This window comes from Rhizohabitans arisaemae (assembly GCF_025996515.1).
Classification (GTDB): Bacteria; Actinomycetota; Actinomycetes; order Streptosporangiales; family Streptosporangiaceae; genus Rhizohabitans; species Rhizohabitans arisaemae.
Genome location: NZ_BLRH01000024.1, coordinates 63,771 through 82,320, shown reverse-complemented (window position 1 = coordinate 82,320; position 18,550 = coordinate 63,771). Strand labels below are relative to the sequence as shown.

The 18,550-nt window shown below is 71.4% G+C and carries 13 protein-coding genes; 7 read left to right on the top strand and 6 right to left on the bottom strand.

Annotated features, from left to right (window positions below):
• The first annotated feature begins 66 nt into the window (after nt 1-66).
• Nucleotides 67-1,365: a glycoside hydrolase family 18 protein gene (locus tag RUR_RS10645; RefSeq protein ID WP_283134804.1), complete on the top strand. Its 1,299-nt coding sequence runs from the start codon at nt 67-69 to the stop codon at nt 1,363-1,365.
• A 447-nt stretch (nt 1,366-1,812) separates the two neighbouring features.
• On the opposite strand, the gene RUR_RS10640 is transcribed toward RUR_RS10645, so the two are convergent.
• Nucleotides 1,813-2,436: an MOSC domain-containing protein gene (locus tag RUR_RS10640; RefSeq protein WP_283134803.1), complete on the bottom strand. Its 624-nt coding sequence runs from the start codon at nt 2,434-2,436 to the stop codon at nt 1,813-1,815.
• Between the two features lie 124 nt (nt 2,437-2,560).
• On the opposite strand from RUR_RS10640, the gene RUR_RS10635 reads away from it, so the two are divergent.
• A complete protein-coding gene (locus RUR_RS10635) occupies nt 2,561-2,887 on the top strand; it encodes a DUF5955 family protein (RefSeq protein ID WP_283134802.1) in 327 nt (108 codons plus the stop codon).
• A gap of 108 nt (nt 2,888-2,995) precedes the next feature.
• Here the strand turns inward: RUR_RS10635 and lepA are convergent, their stop codons facing one another.
• Nucleotides 2,996-4,804: a translation elongation factor 4 gene (gene lepA, locus RUR_RS10630; RefSeq protein ID WP_283134801.1), complete on the bottom strand. Its 1,809-nt coding sequence runs from the start codon at nt 4,802-4,804 to the stop codon at nt 2,996-2,998.
• A gap of 317 nt (nt 4,805-5,121) precedes the next feature.
• Here lepA and rpsT point away from each other — a divergent pair, with 317 nt between their 5' ends.
• The 5 genes from rpsT (at nt 5,122) to RUR_RS10605 (ending at nt 13,113) form a co-directional block, all read left to right on the top strand.
• Nucleotides 5,122-5,391, top strand: coding sequence for a 30S ribosomal protein S20 (gene rpsT, locus RUR_RS10625; protein ID WP_283134800.1), 270 nt, complete (start codon nt 5,122-5,124; stop codon nt 5,389-5,391).
• Nucleotides 5,392-5,567: 176 nt separating this feature from the next.
• Nucleotides 5,568-8,774 carry an FtsX-like permease family protein gene (locus RUR_RS10620; protein WP_283134799.1) on the top strand — a complete coding sequence of 1,069 codons (3,207 nt, stop codon included), beginning with the start codon at nt 5,568-5,570 and terminating at the stop codon, nt 8,772-8,774.
• Between the two features lie 34 nt (nt 8,775-8,808).
• The gene (locus tag RUR_RS10615; protein ID WP_283134798.1) at nt 8,809-11,499 is read left to right on the top strand and encodes an FtsX-like permease family protein; all 2,691 of its coding nucleotides are present in this window, start codon (nt 8,809-8,811) and stop codon (nt 11,497-11,499) included.
• Nucleotides 11,496-12,413, top strand: a complete 918-nt coding sequence (locus RUR_RS10610; protein ID WP_283134797.1) for an ABC transporter ATP-binding protein — start codon at nt 11,496-11,498, stop codon at nt 12,411-12,413. Before RUR_RS10615 ends, RUR_RS10610 begins: the two co-directional genes overlap by 4 nt.
• Complete coding sequence (locus RUR_RS10605) at nt 12,406-13,113, top strand: ABC transporter ATP-binding protein (protein WP_283134796.1); 708 nt, start codon at nt 12,406-12,408, stop codon at nt 13,111-13,113. Before RUR_RS10610 ends, RUR_RS10605 begins: the two co-directional genes overlap by 8 nt.
• A gap of 12 nt (nt 13,114-13,125) precedes the next feature.
• Here RUR_RS10605 and holA read toward each other — a convergent pair whose 3' ends face one another.
• The 4 genes from holA to hutI all read right to left on the bottom strand — a co-directional run bounded on the left by holA (nt 13,126) and on the right by hutI (nt 18,431).
• Nucleotides 13,126-14,076: a DNA polymerase III subunit delta gene (gene holA, locus RUR_RS10600; protein WP_283134795.1), complete on the bottom strand. Its 951-nt coding sequence runs from the start codon at nt 14,074-14,076 to the stop codon at nt 13,126-13,128.
• Between the two features lie 9 nt (nt 14,077-14,085).
• Complete coding sequence (locus RUR_RS10595) at nt 14,086-16,269, bottom strand: ComEC/Rec2 family competence protein (protein ID WP_283134794.1); 2,184 nt, start codon at nt 16,267-16,269, stop codon at nt 14,086-14,088.
• Complete coding sequence (locus RUR_RS10590) at nt 16,269-17,102, bottom strand: ComEA family DNA-binding protein (RefSeq protein ID WP_283134793.1); 834 nt, start codon at nt 17,100-17,102, stop codon at nt 16,269-16,271. The genes RUR_RS10595 and RUR_RS10590 overlap by 1 nt, the downstream gene beginning before the upstream one ends.
• Nucleotides 17,103-17,222: 120 nt before the next feature.
• On the bottom strand, nt 17,223-18,431 hold the full coding sequence (gene hutI / locus RUR_RS10585) for an imidazolonepropionase (RefSeq protein ID WP_283134792.1): 1,209 nt from the start codon (nt 18,429-18,431) through the stop codon (nt 17,223-17,225).
• Nucleotides 18,432-18,550 lie beyond the last annotated feature (119 nt).

Genomic DNA, 18,550 nt, shown 5'->3' with positions numbered 1-18,550 from the left:
TACGATCCGGGCCTAACTATAAGGAAAGTTTCTTAAGAGTAACCCCCGACTCGTAAAGGAACCGCCGTGGCACGGAGCCTCCGCGTCGCTCTCGCGATGCTGGTTACCGCAAGTCTCACGACCATCGCCCTTCCCGCTCAGGCCAAGTCCCTGGGCGACGATGACGACTACAAGAAAGTCGCCTACTTCCTCCAATGGGGCGTCTACGGACGCAATTTCCATGTGAAGGACATCGACACCAGCGGTGCCGCAGCCAAGCTGACCCACGTCAACTACGCGTTCGGCAACGTCAGCGAGGACGGGAAGTGCTTCGTCACGCCGACCGCCGGTCAGGGCGACCCGTGGGCCGACTACCAGCAGCGCCTGCCGGCCAACCTCACGGTGGACGGCGTCGCCGACGAGTGGGGCCAGCCACTGGCGGGTAACTTCAACCAGCTGAAGAAGCTCAAGGCCAAGCACCCGAACCTCAAGGTGCTGATGTCACTCGGCGGCTGGAGCTGGTCGCGGTTCTTCTCCAACGCCGCGCTGACCCCGGCCTCGCGCACCGCCTTTGTGGAGTCCTGCATCGACATCTGGCTCAAGGGCAACCTGCCGGTGTTCAGCCCCGACCCGCAGGGCGGCCCCGGCTCCGGTTTCGGCGTCTTCGACGGGTTCGACATCGACTGGGAGTGGCCGAACTGGACCGCCAACGTGGGCAACGTGATCCGTCCCGAGGACCGGGAGAACTTCACCGCGCTGCTGGCCGAGTTCCGCAAGCAGCTGAACGCCTACGGCAAGCAGGTCCGCAGGAAGTACGAGCTCACCGCCTACCTGCCGGCCAACCCGCGCGCCATCACCGCCGGGATCGAGGTCAACAAGATCTTCAAGTACCTGGACTTCGGCACCATCCAGGGCTATGACCTGCACGGCCCCTGGTCCGGCACCACCGGCCACGGCAGCAACCTCTACACCGACCCGAACGACCCGAACCCGATCCGGTTCAGCAACGACGCCACCATCCAGAACTACATCGCGCAAGGCGCCCCCCGCCACAAGCTCGTCCTGGGTGTGCCGTCCTACAGCCAGAGCTGGACCAATGTGAACCACCCCGGCGGCAACGGCCTCTTCCAGCCCGGCACCGGCGTCGCCAGCCTGGACTACCGCACCGTCGCCAACCTGCCCGGCCCGAGGTTCCGCAACCCGGCCACCGGCGCGCTCTGGCTCTACAACGGCACCGACTTCCACTCCTACGACGACCCCGCGCAGATGCACCAGAAGGCGCGGTACATCAAGCGGAACGGCCTGGGCGGCTCCATGATGTGGTCCCTCGACCAGGACGACGCCAACGCCTCCCTCACCAAGGCGCTCGCCCGCGTCCTGGACTGATGAAGCCCGTGCGGGGACCGGCGTCCTGGGTCGCGTCCGGTCCTCGTGCGTAAGGGGTCACGAGACCCCTCAAAGGCCGCGCGGATATCAGGCGGCCCCCTATCCGCGCGGCCTTCCCATGTCCTGAGCCGGTTCACCGGCTCAGGACATGGGTGTTTTCCCGGACGGATTCTCCCGGACCGGTACGACAATCCGCATCCAGCACGGCCATCGGGCGGCTCAGGCTCAGCCCGGCCCGGCCACCGCGCCGCACGGATCGCCCGGCGCACGCCGTACCAGACCTTCCCTTTTCCCATCCGGTACGGCCGCAGGCGGTTCACCCGGCTTCGCCGAACCCGGGCACCCGACCTCCGCGAGCAACCGTCACGCGCGACGGCACGCACACGCCGCACCCGGCCGCCCGGCGCACGCCGTACCGGAATCACGAAATTTCCGGCTAAGGGATGGTCAGTCGCCCAGGACCCGCTTGGCCGCCGAGTCCCACTTGTGGCTCCGGCCGGGAATCTTCAGCAGACGCCGCATCACCTCGCGGGCACCGTGGTAGGCACGGAACGACTCCGCCACGGTCACCCGGGTCTCGGGCCGGAACTCCACCCGGATCCCGTCCCCCGCCCCCAGCTCCCCATCCTGAACGACCCGCAGATAGGCCCCCGGGCGCTCCGCCTGAGTGAACCGCTTGACCCAGCCCGGCTCACCCATCCAACCGCGGAACGTCGCGCAGGGAACGCGGGGCGCGGTGACCTCCAGGAGCGCCGAACCGATCCGCCAGCGCTCCCCGATCAGGGCCCCGTTCACGTCGAGGCCGAGGGTGGTCAGATTCTCCCCGAACATCCCGTCGCGCAGCTCCCGGCCCAGCTCGGCGGCCCACCAGTCCAGGTCCTCCCGCGCGTAGGCGTACACCGCCTGCTCCGGCCCTCCGTGGCTCTTCCGATCGGCCTGCTCGTCCCCGTCCAGTCCCTCGGCCCGCACCGCGACCCGCCCGGGCACCGGACGCTTGTCGATCCCGGTCCGGTGCAACTGCGCCCAATCCGCGTCGACGACACGACCCGCGCTCACCGTGACAACCCTCATGACACGATGCTGCCACGCTCCGTCGCGAAGCGCTTGCCCCCGATCCCGGGGTGCGCGAGGCTGGCGTGCGGCTGAGGAACGTGCGGCGTCTCCCCGAAGCAATCGTCTCCCCAAAGGAGTGGACATGGCCGACAACTACGGGATTCAGATCACCGGAGGCACCGTGAGCGGCCCGATGGCCGTCGGGCCGGGCGCCACGGCCGTACAGAACACCGGAGCGGGCACCGCCGAGCTCGACGCGGTCGTCGCCGAGCTCCGCGAGCTGATCAGGAGGCACCGCGACGAGATCGAGGACCCCGGCGAAGCCGAGCGCGACCTCGACGACATCGCCGCGGAGGCCCGGTCGGAGCGGCCCGGCAGGCGGCGGCTGACCGCCGCCCTGAACCGCCTCGCGGAGGTCGGCGTCCTCGCCGACGGGATCGCCAAGCTGACCGGGATACTCCCGCTCTGATCTGCGCCTTGCCCTGGGTGGCACACCGGCGAGATCGAGGGCTCGGGCGAAGCCGAGCGCGACTCGCCGACGGGATCGCCAAGCTGACGGCGATGCTCCCGCTCTGAGCTACTTCCTACCCTTGTCCACAGATGAGGAGTCGGTGGAGAGTGCCGCGACGAAGGCCTCCTGCGGGACCTCCACCCGGCCGACCATCTTCATCCGCTTCTTGCCTTCCTTCTGCTTCTCCAGCAGCTTGCGCTTCCGGGTGATGTCACCGCCGTAGCACTTGGCGAGGACGTCCTTGCGGATGGCGCGGATGTTCTCCCGGGCGATCACCCGGGCGCCGATCGCGGCCTGGATCGGCACCTCGAACTGCTGCCGCGGGATGAGCTCCTTGAGCTTCTTGGCCATCTCGACCCCGTAGGAGTAGGCCTTGTCCCGGTGCACGATCGCGCTGAAGGCGTCCACCGGCTCGCCCTGCAGCAGGATGTCCACCTTCACCAGGTCCGACTCCTGCTCGCCGGAGGGCTCGTAGTCGAGGGAGGCGTAGCCGCGGGTGCGGGACTTGAGCTGGTCGAAGAAGTCAAAGATGATCTCGCCGAGCGGGAGGGTGTAGCGAATCTCCACCCGGTCCTCGGAGAGGTAGTCCATCCCCTGGAGCGCGCCCCGTCTGCCCTGGCAGAGCTCCATGATCGCGCCGATGTAGTCCGCCGGGGAGAGCACGGTCGCCTTCACCGTCGGCTCGAAGATCTGCCCGACCTTGCCCTCGGGGAACTCCGAGGGGTTGGTGACGACCAGCTCCTCGCCGGACTCCGTGATCACCCGATAGACGACGTTGGGCGCGGTGGAGATCAGGCTCAGCCCGAACTCGCGCTCCAGCCGCTCACGGACGATCTCCATGTGCAGCAGGCCGAGGAACCCGCAGCGGAACCCGAACCCGAGCGCCAGCGAGGTCTCCGGCTCATAGACGAGCGCGGCGTCGTTGAGCTGGAGCTTGTCCAGGGCCTCGCGGAGCTCGGGGTAGTCGTCGCCGTCGATCGGATACAGACCGGAGAAGACCATCGGCTTGGGGTGCTCGTATCCCCCGAGCGGGACGCCGGCGGGCTTCACCGAGGTGGTCACGGTGTCGCCGACGCGTGCCTGGCGGACGTTCTTCACGCCGGTGATCAGATAGCCGACCTCGCCGACCCCCAGGCCCTTGGTGGGCTTGGGATCGGGGGAGATCACGCCCACTTCCAAGGTTTCGTGCACCGCGCCGGTGGACATCATCAGCGTCCGCTCCCGCTTGGAGAGCCGACCGTCCACCACCCGCACATAGGTGACGACGCCCCGGTAGGTGTCGTAGACGCTGTCGAAGATGAGGGCGCGGGCCGGTGCGTCGGGGTCGCCCACCGGAGCCGGCACCTGGGCGACGATCTCGTGCAGGAGCTCGTCCACACCCTGGCCGGTCTTCCCGGAGACCCGCAGGACGTCCGAGGGGTCGCAGCCGATGATGTTCGCGATCTCCACCGCGTACTTGTCGGGCTGCGCCGCGGGCAGGTCGATCTTGTTCAGCACCGGGATGATGTGCAGGTCGGCGCCGAGCGCCATGTAGAGGTTGGCCAGGGTCTGCGCCTCGATGCCCTGTGCGGCGTCCACGACGAGCACGGCGCCCTCGCACGCGGCCAGGCTCCGCGAAACCTCGTAGGAGAAGTCGACGTGTCCCGGGGTGTCGATCAGATTCAGGATGTACGGACGCCCGTCCAGCCCGGTCCAGGGCAGCCGGACCGCCTGGGACTTGATCGTGATCCCGCGCTCGCGCTCGATGTCCATGCGGTCCAGGTATTGAGCCCGCATCTGCCGTTCCTCGACGACACCGGTCAACTGCAGCATCCGGTCGGCAAGCGTCGACTTGCCGTGATCGATGTGCGCGATGATGCAAAAGTTGCGGATCATCGCAGGGTCGGTGTGGTCGGGCTGAGGCGTGGTCACCGCGATCCGTTTCGGAAGATTCGTCAGACTTAAGTGGTCGGCATACCAGCCGACTTCCATGGTGGCATGTCCCGGTGCCAACCCTGACCATCGAAGGGTACCGTAGTCATGGACTTCCGACGTTCCGGCACAGACCCTGCGCTAAACTGGTCCGGCAGGCCGCTCTCGTGACCTCCGGTTTGAGTCGGGACCCGCGTAATCGGTAGCCTGCTCAATCGCGTTCGGCGTGTCCAGCACCGTGCCCACGCCGGCATCCCACCGACACAACCAGAGGCTTCTTCGTGGCGAACATCAAGTCCCAGATCAAGCGTAACCTTCAGAACGAGAAGGCCCGCCTGCGCAACAAGGCCGTCAAGTCTGCCCTGAAGACGTCGATCCGCAGCTTCCGTGAGGCTGCCGACGCCGGTGAGGTCGACAAGGCCGTCACCCTCATGCAGGCCGCCTGCCGCAACCTGGACAAGGCTGTCAGCAAGGGCGTCATCCACAAGAACCAGGCCGCCAACCGCAAGTCGGCGATCGCCAAGCGCGCCCTCGCGCTCCAGTCGCAGTAAGGCCCTGCCCTCAGGGCGCCGACGCCGCAGCCACGCCGTACCCCTGGAGGGGTGCGGCGTTTACGCGTGTCCGTCACCCTTGTTTCGGACTGATCACGCTTCCGCCATCCCTCTTGTACAAGATCCCTCGCTGTTAAACGCTGTCAAGCGTTCCAGCGGGGGCTATGGGAGGCGCTATGCGGGAGCGACGGCCACTTATCCTGCGACGCGCTCGCAGCGAACCGCTGCTGCTCTTCGCCGCGTTCTCCTCGATCCTGCTCGCCACCACGGTGCTCGTCGCCCTGGTGAGCTACGCGGCGACCGTCACCGACCTCGGCGTCCGAAAAGCCCTGGCGGACGCGCCGCTCGGCACCCTCAGCGCGAAGATCTCCGCCGTCGTCAGCGGGCAGGGTTTCGCCGAGACCGACGCCCGGATGCGCCAGCGGGCCGCCGCCGCCCACCCCGGCGTGCCGACGACGACCGTGATGAGCGCCCTCTCCGACTCCTACAGCCTGCCCGGCCAGGAACGCCTGCCCCGCCCCGACCTCACCGTGTTCGGCGTGTACGAGGGGCTGGAATCCGTCGCGGGGCTCGTCGCGGGCCGCTGGCCGAAGGCCGGCGACACCCTGGAGGCCGTACTCTCCGAAAACGCCGCACGTCCCATGGGGGTGAACTCCGGGGATCTGATCACCCTCCGGAGCAGGCTCGGCGACCGGCCCGTCGACGTCCGGGTGACCGGCCTCTACACCCTCAACCGCCCCGACGACGAGCGGCTCGCCGGCGAGCCGCTGCTCCGTACCGGGGTCCGGCAAGGCGACTTCACCGTCTACGGCCCCCTCATGGTCCCGGCCGACACCTTCCTGCGGCGATTCGCCACCGGGGTCACCGCGACCTGGCTGGTCAGCCCCGACCTCCGCAACCTCGATCCGGGCGACCTCGCCGCACTCGCCCAGGCGACCTCGGGGCTGGACGCCGCGGTCAAGGAGGGATGCTCGTCCTGCCGCGCGGTGAGCAACCTCCCGGGACTGCTCACCCAGATCGACCGGGCCGCGGTGGTCGCCCGATCGACGATGCTCGTCCCCGTCCTCCAACTGATCATCCTGGCCGGGTACGCCCTCCTGCTCACCGCGCGCCTCCTCACCGACCATCGGCGGATGGAGGTCGCCCTGATGCGTTCGCGGGGGGCCGGGACATTCCGCCTCGCCGGGCTCTCCTTCGCCGAAGCCGCCCTGACGGCCGCGCCGAGCGCCCTGCTCGCCCCCCTGTTGGCCGTACCGCTGCTGGAATGGACCACCGGGGTACGGCTGCCGGAGGCGCCCCCGTTCGCGCTCTCCGCCGCGATCGCCCTGTGCGCGGCGCTCCTGCTGGCGGCCCCCGCCCTGAGCGGCGCCCGCCGGACCTACGTCGAGGAGCAGAGCGTGCGCGGCCGGGGAGGCACCCGAGGGGCCCTCGGCCGGGCCGGGGCCGACGTGGCGCTGCTCGTGGTCGCGGGTCTGGCGATCTGGCAGCTCCAGCGGTACGGCACCGCCGCCGTCTCCGCCGCGCCGGGGGAGCTGAGCGTCGACCCCCTGATCGTCAGCGGCCCCGCGCTCGCCCTGCTCTGCGGCGGACTGCTCGGGCTGCGCCTGGTCCCGCTCACCTCCCGGCTGGCCGAACGCTTCACCTCACGGAGCACCGGGCTCGCCGCCGCGCTCGGGGCCTGGCAGGTGAGCCGCCGACCGCTGCGCCACTCCGGACCGGCGCTCCTGCTCATCATGGCCGTCGCCATCGGCATCGTCTCCCTGGCCACCACGGCGACCTGGCAGCGGTCCCAAGCCGACCAGGCGGAGCTGAGCACCGGCGCCGACGTGCGGATCCAAGCCGCCTCGCTCACCGGGACCCTCGGTCCGTACGGCCGGGGCGCCCGGTACGCGGCGGTCCCCGGGGTCACCGGGATCAGCCCGGTCCACCGCTCCGTCGCCGACGCGGGCGGCGACGAGGTCACGCTGATCGCCGCGGACGCGGAGCGGATCGGCGGACTGCTCCGGCTCCGACCCGACCTCGCCGCCGAGCCGCTGACCGCGCTCGCGGCCCGGCTGGCCGCCGAGCGTCCCGGGGACCGCGCCCCGCAGATCCCCGGCACGCCCGGACGGCTCCACTTCGACCTCCGCCTCACCCTCGACTCCCCCGGCCAGGGCGACGGCTACCGGCGGGCGGCGATGCAGGCCATCCTGCGGGACGGACAGGGTCTCCACCGGCGGATCCCCCTCGGCGACCTGGTCCCCGACGGGAAGACCCACCGGGTCTCCGTCGACCTGACCGCGCTGGCCGGCCGGGACGGGAAACTCGCCTATCCGTTCACCCTGCGGGGATTCACCCTCTCCGTCCCGCTGCCCGCCGCGTCCAGCGCCCTCACCGTGGCCGTGGAGCGGATTCTCACCGAGCCGGCCGGCGAGATAAGCCTGGCCTCCGGCACCGAATGGGCCCACAGCGGCGACCGGGTCGTCCAGCTGCGGGGCACCTCCGTGGCGCGGACCGGCGACCTGCTCACCCTCCGGATCCCGAAGCCCGAACGGCCCTCGGCCGTACCGTCCGCCGCGCTGACCGTCCTGCCCGTGCCGACCGGAGCCGGGTACGGCGGACCGCCGGCCACCCTGCCCGCACTCATCAGCGCCGGACTGGCGGACAAGGCCGGGCTGGGCGTCGGCGACGACACCCCGCTCCGGCTCGACACCGGGGTCGTCACCGTCAAGGTGGCCGGGATCCTCACCGCCATGCCCACCCTGGCGGCCGGCCGCGACGGCGTTCTGGTCGACCTGCCCAGCCTGCTCACCCTGGACGTGATCTCGGGGGCCGTCCCCCGCGACCCGGTCGAATGGTGGCTGTCCGCCGACTCCGGCGCGGTACGGGAGCTCGGCTCCCACCCCGAATGGGGGCACACGATCGCGCACCGCGAAGCCGTCCACCGGGAACTGCGCGACGACCCTCTCGCCACCGGGCTGCAAGGCGCCCTGGTCATCGGCTTCCTCACCGCCCTCGCCTTCGCCACCCTCGGCTTCCTGATCAACGCGGCGGTGACCGCCAGGGAACGCGCAGCCGAGTTCGCCCTGCTCCGCGCGCTCGGAGTGAGATTCCGGCAGGTCTTCGGGTTGCTCGCGGTCGAGCAGGCGTTCGGCGTGGGGCTCGCCCTGGCCGCCGGGACGGCGCTGGCCCTGCTGATCTCCCGGCTGGTGGTCCCCGGCATCGTGGAAACGGGGCAGACCAATGCGGTCAGCCCGCCCGTCGAACTCGTCATCCCCTGGCTCGCCGCGCTCGGCCTGCTCGCCGCCGTCTTCCTCCTGCTCTCCTCCGTCGTGGTCGGTCTCGCCCGTTCGCTGAGACGACGCGGACTCGGCAACGCGCTCAGAAACGGAACAGACCGATGACCCCTGTGCGAGGCCCCGTGAGAGGAGCGGCCCGATGAGCCCCCTGACCGTTCTCATCCGGCTCATCCGATCGCGAGCCGCCGCCGCGCTCGTCCTCGCCCTCCTGATCCTCGTCGCCGTCTCGCTCGTCTCCGGACTGGCCCGGCGCTTCGAAGGGGCCTACGACACCGCGCTCCGCGCGCAGCTGGGCCGGGCCCTGCCGGGGACCACCGACCTCCTCGTGTCCCAGCTGGGCACCGCCGACCCGACCAGGCGCCCCTCCTCCCCCGAGGAGATCACGGGGTCGGGCCGGACCTGGCACGGGCTGCTCGCCCCGGAACTCTCCGCATTCGTCGGGGAAGCCCAGGCACGGGTCAACACGCTGCGGGAACCGGTGATCGAAGGACTCCCCAACAGCACCCGGGCCGCCGACCAGTTCACCGACGTGACCTGGCTCTCGGGGACCGAGCGGCACATCACCTACGTGGCGGGCGGCCCGCCCGCGGCGTCGAGCCCGCCGGTCAAGCACGCCAAGCTCGGCCTGGTCCCCTCCATCGACCTGGCCGTGTCCGCGCGCACCGCCGAGATGATGGAGATGAAGGTCGGCACCGTCTTCTTCGTCGGCACCCACAACCTGGCGTACTCGCTGAAGATCAGCGGCATCTGGCGGGCGAACGACCCCGCCTCGCCGTACTGGGCCCGGGTCAAACGCCTCCTCGAACCCGAGATCAAGAACATCAGGCACTCCCAGGCCTTCGAGATGTGGGGCGAAGGACTGACCGGAGCCGAAGGGTTCGCCCTGCTGGCGAAGAGCTCCAGCACCCTGCACTACCAGTGGGGCTACCCGGTGATCCCGGCGAAGGTCACCGCCGAGCACGCCCCGTCCCTCATCGGCGCCGTCAAGGCGTTCGAGGCCGCGGTGACCAAACACAGCGCCACCGGAGACGCCGCCTCGGTGAGCAGCGGCATCACCCCGCTGCTCGAAGGGTTCCTCCGAGAGCTCGGCACCACTCAAACGATCATGTGGCTGGTTCTCGCCGCCCTCCTCGGCGTGGCGCTCGGCGTGACCGCCCTCGCGGTGAACCTCTTCACCGACCGGCTGGAACCCGGCTTCCAGCTGATGCGGGGACGCGGCGCCTCCCCGGCCCAGCTCCTCACCCTCGGCGGGCTCTCCGTCGCCGTGGTCACCCTGCCCCCCGCCGTCGCCGGATACCTGATCGGCGTCGCCGTCCCCGGGCGCACCACCGCGGTGGCCGTGGCCGCGCCCGTGCTGATCGGGGTGGGGGCGGTCCTCTTCGCGCTCTTCGGCGTGGGCCGCCTGCGGCCGTACGGCGCACGGCGGCACGACCTCGCCGGAAGCGGGACGTCGGCCCCGCGGCTCGTCTTCGACGGGCTCGTCGTCGTCCTCGCCGTCGTCGGCGTCGTGCTGATCCGGCAGCGTGGCCTGACCACCGACACCGGCGACCCGCTGACGATCGCCGCGCCGTCGCTGCTCACCCTCGCCGTCTCCCTCATCGTGCTCCGCCTCTACCCGTACCCGCTCCGCCTGGTCAGCCGGCTGGCCGCCAGATCCACGGCGGCGGTACCGTTCCTCGGCGCCGCCGGAGCCGCCCGCTCCCGCGCCCTCACCGCGCTGCCCGTCCTGATCCTGCTGCCCGCGACGGCGATCACCGTCTTCGGCTCCTCCCTCTCCGCGGGACTCTCGCAGGCCCAGGAGGAGGCCGCCTGGCGGCTCACCGGCGCCGGAGCCCGGATGGCCGCGGACCACCCCTTCTCCGCCGCGGCCGTCGAACGCGTCCGCCGGGTGGCCGGCGTCGAACAGGTCCTCCCCGCGTTCCTCGACACCACCGCGCAACTGCGCGACGGCACCCCCCACGGCATACCGGTCACCTTCCTCGCCGTCGACCTGAAGGCGTACCGCGAGCTCGTCGAGGGAAGCCCGCTCGGGCTGCCCGCCGCGCCCACCGCCGTACCCGCCGGATGGCCCACCCCCGACGCCACCCCGGTGCTCGCCCACCCGCAGATCACCCGGCTGCGCCCGCCCAACGGGCTGGAGGTCCGCGCGGACCAGGGGGTGACGCTCCCCATCGCGGCGACCGCCGCCCTCGACGGGTTCCCCAGGATCACCGACTCGCCCAACCCGCTCATCGTCGGACCGTACTCGGCGCTCCGCGACCCCAAGCCCACCATGCTGCTGATCCGCGGAAGCGGCATCGACCCGGCGCAGCTGCGGGCGGCCGTGGCGGAGGAGACCACCCATCTCACCGCGCTCACCCACGAAGGCGTGCTCGCCTCGATGACCGGGAGCCCGATGTCCGGCGTCATGCACAACGCGCTGCTGGTGACCGTCGTCGCGATGGCGGGCTACTGCCTGATCGCGGTCCTGCTGTCGCTGGCGCTCGGCTCGGCGGAACGGACGCGAACCGCCTCGCTCCTGCGGACCCTGGGACTGTCCGGGCGGCAGGCCCGAACGCTGACCCTGCTGGAGATCGGACCGATCATCGGCATCGCCGCGATCACCGGGCTCGGGCTGGGCTCCGGGCTCCCCCAGGTGATCGGTGCCGGAATCGACCTCAGCGGGTACGCCGGCGGGATCCCCGTGGATCACTACGCCTTCAGTCCGGTCCTCCCCGGGCTCCTCGCTCTCGGGATCACGGCCCTGACGATCGCCGGTGTCTCGGCGGTCACCGCCGTCAGCGGGCGCAGATCCCTCGGAACCGTCCTTCGGATAGGGGATCAGGAATGACGTATACGGACCTGGCGGCGGAAGCCGTACGGCAGAAGCCGGTCTTCGGCGAACACGCCCACATCCTGTGCGACAACCTCGTCCGGATCTTCAAAACCGACGGGGTGGAAGTCGTCGCCCTCCAAGGACTCGACCTGCTCATCGACCGCGGTGAACTCGTCGCCGTCGTCGGGGCGTCCGGATCCGGCAAGTCGACGCTGCTCAACATCCTCTCCGGGCTGGACGTCCCCACCGCCGGACTCGCCCGGGTCGCCGGAACCGACCTGCTCACCATGAGTGGACGCGACCGGCTGAAATACCGCCGTGAAACCGTCGGATTCATCTGGCAGCAGACCGCGCGCAACCTCATCCCCTACCTCAGCTCGCTGGAGAACATCCGGCTCCCCATGCGCTTCGCCGGAAAACGCGACCGCAAACGCCCCGCCGAACTCCTCGACATGCTCGGAGTGGCCCACTGCGCCGACCGGCGGCCCGCCCAGATGTCCGGCGGCGAGCAGCAGCGCGTCGCCATCGCCGTGGCCCTCGCCAACGAACCCCAGGTCATCCTCGCCGACGAACCCACCGGTGAACTCGACACCGAAACCTCGGCCGAGGTGTTCGGCGCCCTCCGCCGGGCCGGCTCCGAATTCGGCGTCACCGTCGTCATCGTCACCCACGACCCGCAGGTCTCCGAGCAGGTCGACCGGACCATCGGCATCCGCGACGGACGGACCAGCAGCGAAACACTCCGGCGCGTCGGAGACAGCGGCACCGTCATCGCCGAGGAGTACGCGGTACTCGACCGGGTCGGGCGCCTCCAACTCCCCCGCAACTTCACCAGCGCCCTCAACCTGGAACGACGCGTCCGGCTCGAACTCGAACGCGACCACATCGGCGTGTGGCCGGACCGGCCGCGAGAGGAAGACAATGAGTGACAACCTGGTCGTGGTCGAAGGCCTCCACAAGACCTACGTCAGCGGACCGACCCGGGTGACCGCGCTCCGCGACGTCACCTTCCACGCGCGGGCCGGGGAACTCATCGCGATCCAAGGCAGATCCGGCTCGGGCAAGACCACCCTGCTCAACATGGTGGGCGGCCTGGACAGCCCCGACTCGGGGCGGGTCGTCGTCGCCGGGCAGGACGTCACCGCGCTCCCCGAGGAAGGGCTGCTCCGGCTCCGCCGGGAAGTCATCGGCTTCGTCTTCCAGTCCTTCGGCCTGGTCCCCGTGCTCTCCGCCGCGGAGAACGTCGGCGTCCCCATGCGCCTGCGAAAGACCCCCACCGCCGAACGGGAGGACCGGGTGCGGCTCCTGCTCACCCTCGTCGGCCTCGAAAAGCACCTCAACCAGCGGCCCTACGAGCTCTCCGGCGGCCAGCAGCAGCGGGTGGCCCTCGCCCGCGCCCTCGCCAACACCCCGCGGCTGCTCATCGCCGACGAACCCACCGGCCAGCTGGACTCCCAGACCGCCCGGCAGATCATGGAGTTGATCCGGGCCCTGGTCGACAGCGAAGGCGTCACCGCGCTGGTCGCCACGCACGACCCCAGCCTGATCACCCTCGCCGACCGCGTGCTGGAGATCCGCGACGGCGCCGTCACCGAACGCCAGGCCGCCGAGCCGACCACCACAGGCTGAGCCGGGACCGCCTCAGCGGCCGTGGCGGGAGACGACGATGGTCTGAACCGCGCGTTCCAGCGCGTAGGCCGGGTCCGCCCCGGCTCCCTTGACCTGGGCGTCGGCCTCGGTGACCGCCTGGATCGCGGCGCTCAGACCCTCCGGCCCCCAACCCCTCAGCTGCTTGCGGAGCTTGTCCACCATCCACGGGGGCATGCCGGCCTGCGCCTCCCGTTGTCCCCCGCTCACCTTGGCCAGGGAACGCAGCCCCCTCGACAGCGCGCTGATGATCAAAACGGGTGCGACCCCGGTCCCGATCGCCCAGCGCAGCTGCTCAAGCGCCTCCCCAAGCTTGCCCTCGACGGCCAGATCCGAGATCGCGAACCCGGTGACCTCGGCCCGTCCCCGGTGGTAGCGGAGCACGGTGGCCTCGTCGACGGTCTTGGCGTCGCTGTCGAGGGCGAGCTGGCTGCAGGCGGCGGCGAGCTCCCGCAGATCGTTGCCCACGGCGTCCAGGAGGGTGCGGGCGGCGTCCTCGCCGATCGAGCGACCGGCCCTGCGCATCTCCGACCGGATGAACGCGATCCGCTCCCCCGCCTTGGTGACCTTCGGGATCGCGACGACCGCGGCCCCCGCCTTCTTGACCCCGTCGACCAGCGCCTTCCCCTTGACTCCCCCCGGATGCACCAGAACGACCAGGGCGTCCTCCGGCGGTCGCCCCGCGTACGCCACCACCTCGGGCACGACTTCCTTGGGGATGTCCTGCGCGGCGCGGATGACCACGAGACTGCGGTCGCCGAAGAGTGACGGCGACGTCAACCTGGCCAGGTCCCCGGGCTCGACCTTGCCGCCGACGAGATCGTGCACCTCGGCCCCGGGAACGGCCGCCCTGACCTCCGCCACCGCCCGGTCGGCGAGGAACTCCTCCTCGCCCATGATGAGTGTCACGTTCGCGTGCGTCTCGGCTGCCACGTCATGCAGCATGCCATGTCTTCACCGCCCTCGGGACACAACCGTCCACACCCCCGACCGCACCACCACCGCCAGGTCGCCCGCCTCATCCGTCCGGAACACCCGCATCCCGAGCGCCCTCAGCCGCGACGTCGTCGCCTCCGCCGGGTGCCCGTAATCGTTGTCCTCCCCCACACTGACCAGGGCGGTCCGCGCCCCCGTGGCGGCGAGAAAGGCGGCGTCCTGATCCGCCGACCCGTGGTGCGGAACCTTGAGGACGTCGACGCGGGGCACGCCCCGGCGGACCAGCTCCCGCTGCGCCTCCGCTTCGACGTCCCCGGTCAGCAGCGCCGACCCGTGCGGCCACTCCAGCCGGACGACGACGCTCGCGTTGTTCACGCCGACGGCCGGGACGGGCGCCGACACGTCCACCGTCACGCCGGGGAGACGCCAGCGTGCCGCGGTCCGTGCGGGCCACCCCCGGTCCGGTCCGGGTGCCAGGGGACTGATCACCGTGAGCCCCACGGTCCGGCCGCGGCGCACCCCCGGAACCCCGTCGACATGATCGGCGTGTGGATGGGTCAGCACGAGAATCGGCACCCGGCGGACGCCGAGCCTGCGCAGGCATCGGTCCACCGTCGCCGGGTCCGGCCCCGCGTCGACGACGACCGCACTCCCCGGCCCCGCCGCGGCCGCCAGCGCGTCGCCCTGGCCGACGTCGCACGCCACCAGCACCCAGCCGCGAGGCGGCCACGCCGCCGCCAGGAGCCGGACCCCGACGTAGGCGACCAACGCGCAGACGACGACCACCGCGACCGTCCTCCGCCGTGTCGCCAGAAACGCCGCGCCGCCCAGCAGCCCCAGCAGGATCAGCCCGTGCGCCCCCGCGGGCCAGGAGATCACCGCACCGGGAACCCCGGCCGCCGTCCGCGCGACGGTCACGATCCAGCCGAGGGCGTATCCCGCCGGGACGGCGAGCCAGGACGCCCCTTGAGTCCAGACGGGCGCGACGATCGCCGCGGCGAACCCCAGCACGGTGGCCGGGGCCACGGCCGGAGCCGCGAGCAGGTTCGCGGGGATCGCCGCCAGGCTCAGCTCCCCCGACATCAGGATGAGGATCGGGGTGCAGGCCACCTGGGCGGCCGCGGTGACCGCGAGCGCCTCGGCCGCCAGGATGGGCAGGCGCACCGCCAGCCGGTCCCGCCATCGCGGTGCCAGCACCAGGATGCCGCCGGTGGCGAAGACCGAGAGCGCGAAGCCGTACGACCGCGCCAGCTCGGGATTGAACAGCAGCAGGGCGAGGACGGTCGCGGAAAGCGCCGCCAAACCGTCCTTCCTCCGGCCGGTGCCGAGCGCCGCCGCAGCGATCAACCCCATCAGCAATGCCCGGAGCACGCTCGGTGAGGGCCGCGCCACCACCGCGAAGCCGACCATGGCCAGGGCGGCGAGCACGGCGCGGACGGGAAGCGGCAGCCCGGCGAACCTGGTCACCGCCACCGCCGCACCCGCGATGACGGCCAGATTGGAGCCGGAGACGGCGGTCAGGTGGGAGAGCCCCGCCGCGGTGAAGTCCTCCTCGACCTCCGGCACCATGGTTGAGGTGTCTCCGACGACCAACGCCGGGAGGAGACCCCGTTCCGCCGGGGCGAGCCCCCCGGCGGCCTCCCGAAGCCCGGCGCGCAGCGCGGACGCGACGCTCTGCACCGGCGAGGGAGGGCTGAGCACCTCAGGCGGTCCCCGTACGGCCAGCAGGGCCGCGACCAGGTCCCCTTCTCCCGGTGGCAGCACCCGCGCGATCACCCGGACCCGCTGGCTGGGCAACAGCCCCCGCCATCCGGGTCCGGAGGCGAGCAGGACGACCGGGGCCGAAAGCCGGAGCCGTGCGTCCAGCCGTACGGCCGTGGCCTTGACCACCGTCCGGGTCCCCTGCTTCGACGGCCGGGGATCGTCGGTCAGCACCACCTCCACGGCCGCCGTCGCCCCGCCCGCGGCGAGATCGGTCAGCGGCCCGTCCCGTACCACGTGGAGCCGGAGACCGACGGCGACGGAGGCGGCCGCCACGCAGACCAGGACCCCGGTGGCGACCCGCCCCCGCGGCGACAGGGCGACGACCCCCGCGGCCACCGCGGCCAAGGCCGCCACGACCAGCGCCGTCCGCAGCTCGGTGAACAGCAGGACGAACGTCGTGACCCAGGTGGCCAGGGCGGGGAGCGCAAGCGGCGACATCAGACCCGCACCTTGTCCTTGATCTCCGCGTACTTGCGCTCGCCGATGCCGGAGATCTGACGGAGTTGCTCGACACTGCGGAATCCCCCGTTGCCGATCCTGAAGTCGACGATCCGCTTGACCAGCACGGCCCCGAGGCCGGGGAGCGTCTCCAGCTGCTCCGGTGTGGCGAGGTTGAGGTCGAGGACGCCCTCCGGCCCGGTGCCCGGGTTACCCCCCGCGGTGACCGCCGGCTGCTTGGCGCCCACGTCGATCTGCTCTCCGTCGACCACCCTGCGGGCCAGGTTGAGCGTCCCCGCCCGGGATCCGGCACGTACCCCTCCGGCGGCGTCCACGGCGTCGCGCACCCTCGCCCCCACCGGCAACGCGATCACGCCGGGCCGGCGAACCCCTCCGATGACGTGGACGAAGACGCTCGCCGTGGCGCTCGGCGACGGACCCTCCCCGGGCACGGGACCGGACCGCGATCCGGCGTCGGCGGACGGGACGGCGACCGGGACGGGCTCAGGGGTGGGAGCCGAACGCCAGGCGTAGACCCCCGCGACGACCGATGCGGCGACTCCGGCCAGAACCAGGACCCGGAGACCTCTGCCGCCGAGATCGAACCGCGCCGACCGTTCGATGAGCGGAACACGTGGCCCCCGTGGTGGGGCGGGTTCCGCGATCAGCCGCCCCGACGGCGGCAGGCGATCGCCGTCTGAGAGCTCGTGCTCGACGGCCACGTGCTCGCGGTCCGGTCGCGCCGGACCGGGGAGGGCGAGTGCGTTCAGGCGGGCATACGGGTCAGGAGCCTCGCCACCACGCCCCTGACCTGCCCTTCGGGTCGTCTCCACCTGCCCGACGGTAGGCGGGGGACGAGGCCCGTGGCCGTACCGAATCCGATTCTGTGGACCGCCGGCGCCGAGGGAGCCGAACCTGTGGACAACTACGGCTCCCCGGACGGGGGCGGCCGATCACTGAACCGGCTGCCCGCCTCGCCACACCCGGCGGGGCCGGAGACCGAACGCCCATGCGAAGGCGCCCTCGTGGTCGGCGTCCCACTGGACGATGTCCGCGAGCCGTCCCGGCGCCAGAACGCCCCGGTCGGGGGCGCTGAGGACGGAGGCGCCGCCGAGGGTCGCGGCCCTGAGCGCCTCGGTCACGCTCATCCCGAACGCGGCGACGGCGAGCCCGACGACCAGGGCCATCGAGGTGATGCCGCAGTGCCCGGGGTTGTGGTCGGTGCCGAGCGCGACGGTGATGCCCTGGTCCAGCATCCGGCGCACCGGCGGGGAGCTGCCCTGCTGCAGCGCGGTACCGGGGCAGATCACCGCGGGGACGCCGTACCGCGCCATCGCGACGAGATCCTCCTCGGTGGTGTGGTGGAGCAGGTCCGCCGAGGCGCAGCCCATGTCGGCCGCGAGCTGAACCGCGCCGTTCCGGCTGTGCGCGCCCGCGTGGATGCGGGTCAGCAGCCCGACGTTGCGCCCGGAGGCGAGCACCCAGCGGGCCTCCTCGACGCTGAAGTGCCCGTCGTCGCAGTAGACGTCGACGCTGTCGGCACCTGCCGCGGCGGCGTCCATGCACCAGGTCCCGACGGCCTCGATGTACTCACGCTGCCGGCCGAAGAACTCCGGCGGGACCACGTGCGCGGCGAGGAAGGTCGCGTGGATGCGCGGCATCATCGGTTCCTTCTCAAGCTCGCGCAGCATGCGCACGTCGGCGAGCTCGCCGTCCCGGGTCAGGTGGTAGCCGGTCTTGGCCTCCACCGTCGTCGTGCCGGACAGCAGCCACTCGCGCAGCCGCTCCCGGACCCCGTTGCACAGCGTCCACGGGTCGGTTCCCCGGGTGACCGTCACGGTGGAGGCGATGCCGCCCCCGGCCGCGGTGATCGCGCTGTGGCTGGAGCCGCTGGAGCGCATCGCCATCTCCGCCCAGCGGTTGCCCGCGTAGACGGGGTGGGAGTGCGCGTCGATCAACCCCGGGGTCACCAGCGCGCCGCCGAGGTTCTCCACGTGGTCGACGTCGACGATGTCGTCGACGACGCCGGGGACGTTCTGCGGGAGGTCGGCGGCACGGCCCACCCAGGCGATCCGGTCGTTGTGCACGAGGATCGCGGCGTTGCTGCAGACATCGGACCCGGTCCACAACCGGCCGATGTTGGTCAACAACCGTACTGTCATCGCATCACCGCCCGCCGACGCGCCCGAGAAGTGCGGCGGATCGCCCGAAAGGGGGCATCTGTCGTGTCGTGAGAGTAACCCAGGTCACGCGCAGCCGATAGCCCACACGCGTTCGCGTG

Bases quoted from the DNA above. Each gene is read 5' to 3' on its own strand.
- RUR_RS10620 (WP_283134799.1), top strand. From the start codon at position 5,568: ATGCGGGAGCGACGGCCACTTATCCTGCGACGCGCTCGCAGCGAACCG.
- RUR_RS10640 (WP_283134803.1), bottom strand. From the start codon at position 2,436: ATGAGGGTTGTCACGGTGAGCGCGGGTCGTGTCGTCGACGCGGATTGG.
- RUR_RS10595 (WP_283134794.1), bottom strand. From the start codon at position 16,269: ATGTCGCCGCTTGCGCTCCCCGCCCTGGCCACCTGGGTCACGACGTTC.
- RUR_RS10605 (WP_283134796.1), top strand. From the start codon at position 12,406: ATGAGTGACAACCTGGTCGTGGTCGAAGGCCTCCACAAGACCTACGTC.
- RUR_RS10635 (WP_283134802.1), top strand. From the start codon at position 2,561: ATGGCCGACAACTACGGGATTCAGATCACCGGAGGCACCGTGAGCGGC.
- hutI (WP_283134792.1), bottom strand. From the start codon at position 18,431: ATGACAGTACGGTTGTTGACCAACATCGGCCGGTTGTGGACCGGGTCC.
- holA (WP_283134795.1), bottom strand. From the start codon at position 14,076: ATGCTGCATGACGTGGCAGCCGAGACGCACGCGAACGTGACACTCATC.
- lepA (WP_283134801.1), bottom strand. From the start codon at position 4,804: ATGATCCGCAACTTTTGCATCATCGCGCACATCGATCACGGCAAGTCG.
- RUR_RS10615 (WP_283134798.1), top strand. From the start codon at position 8,809: ATGAGCCCCCTGACCGTTCTCATCCGGCTCATCCGATCGCGAGCCGCC.
- RUR_RS10610 (WP_283134797.1), top strand. From the start codon at position 11,496: ATGACGTATACGGACCTGGCGGCGGAAGCCGTACGGCAGAAGCCGGTC.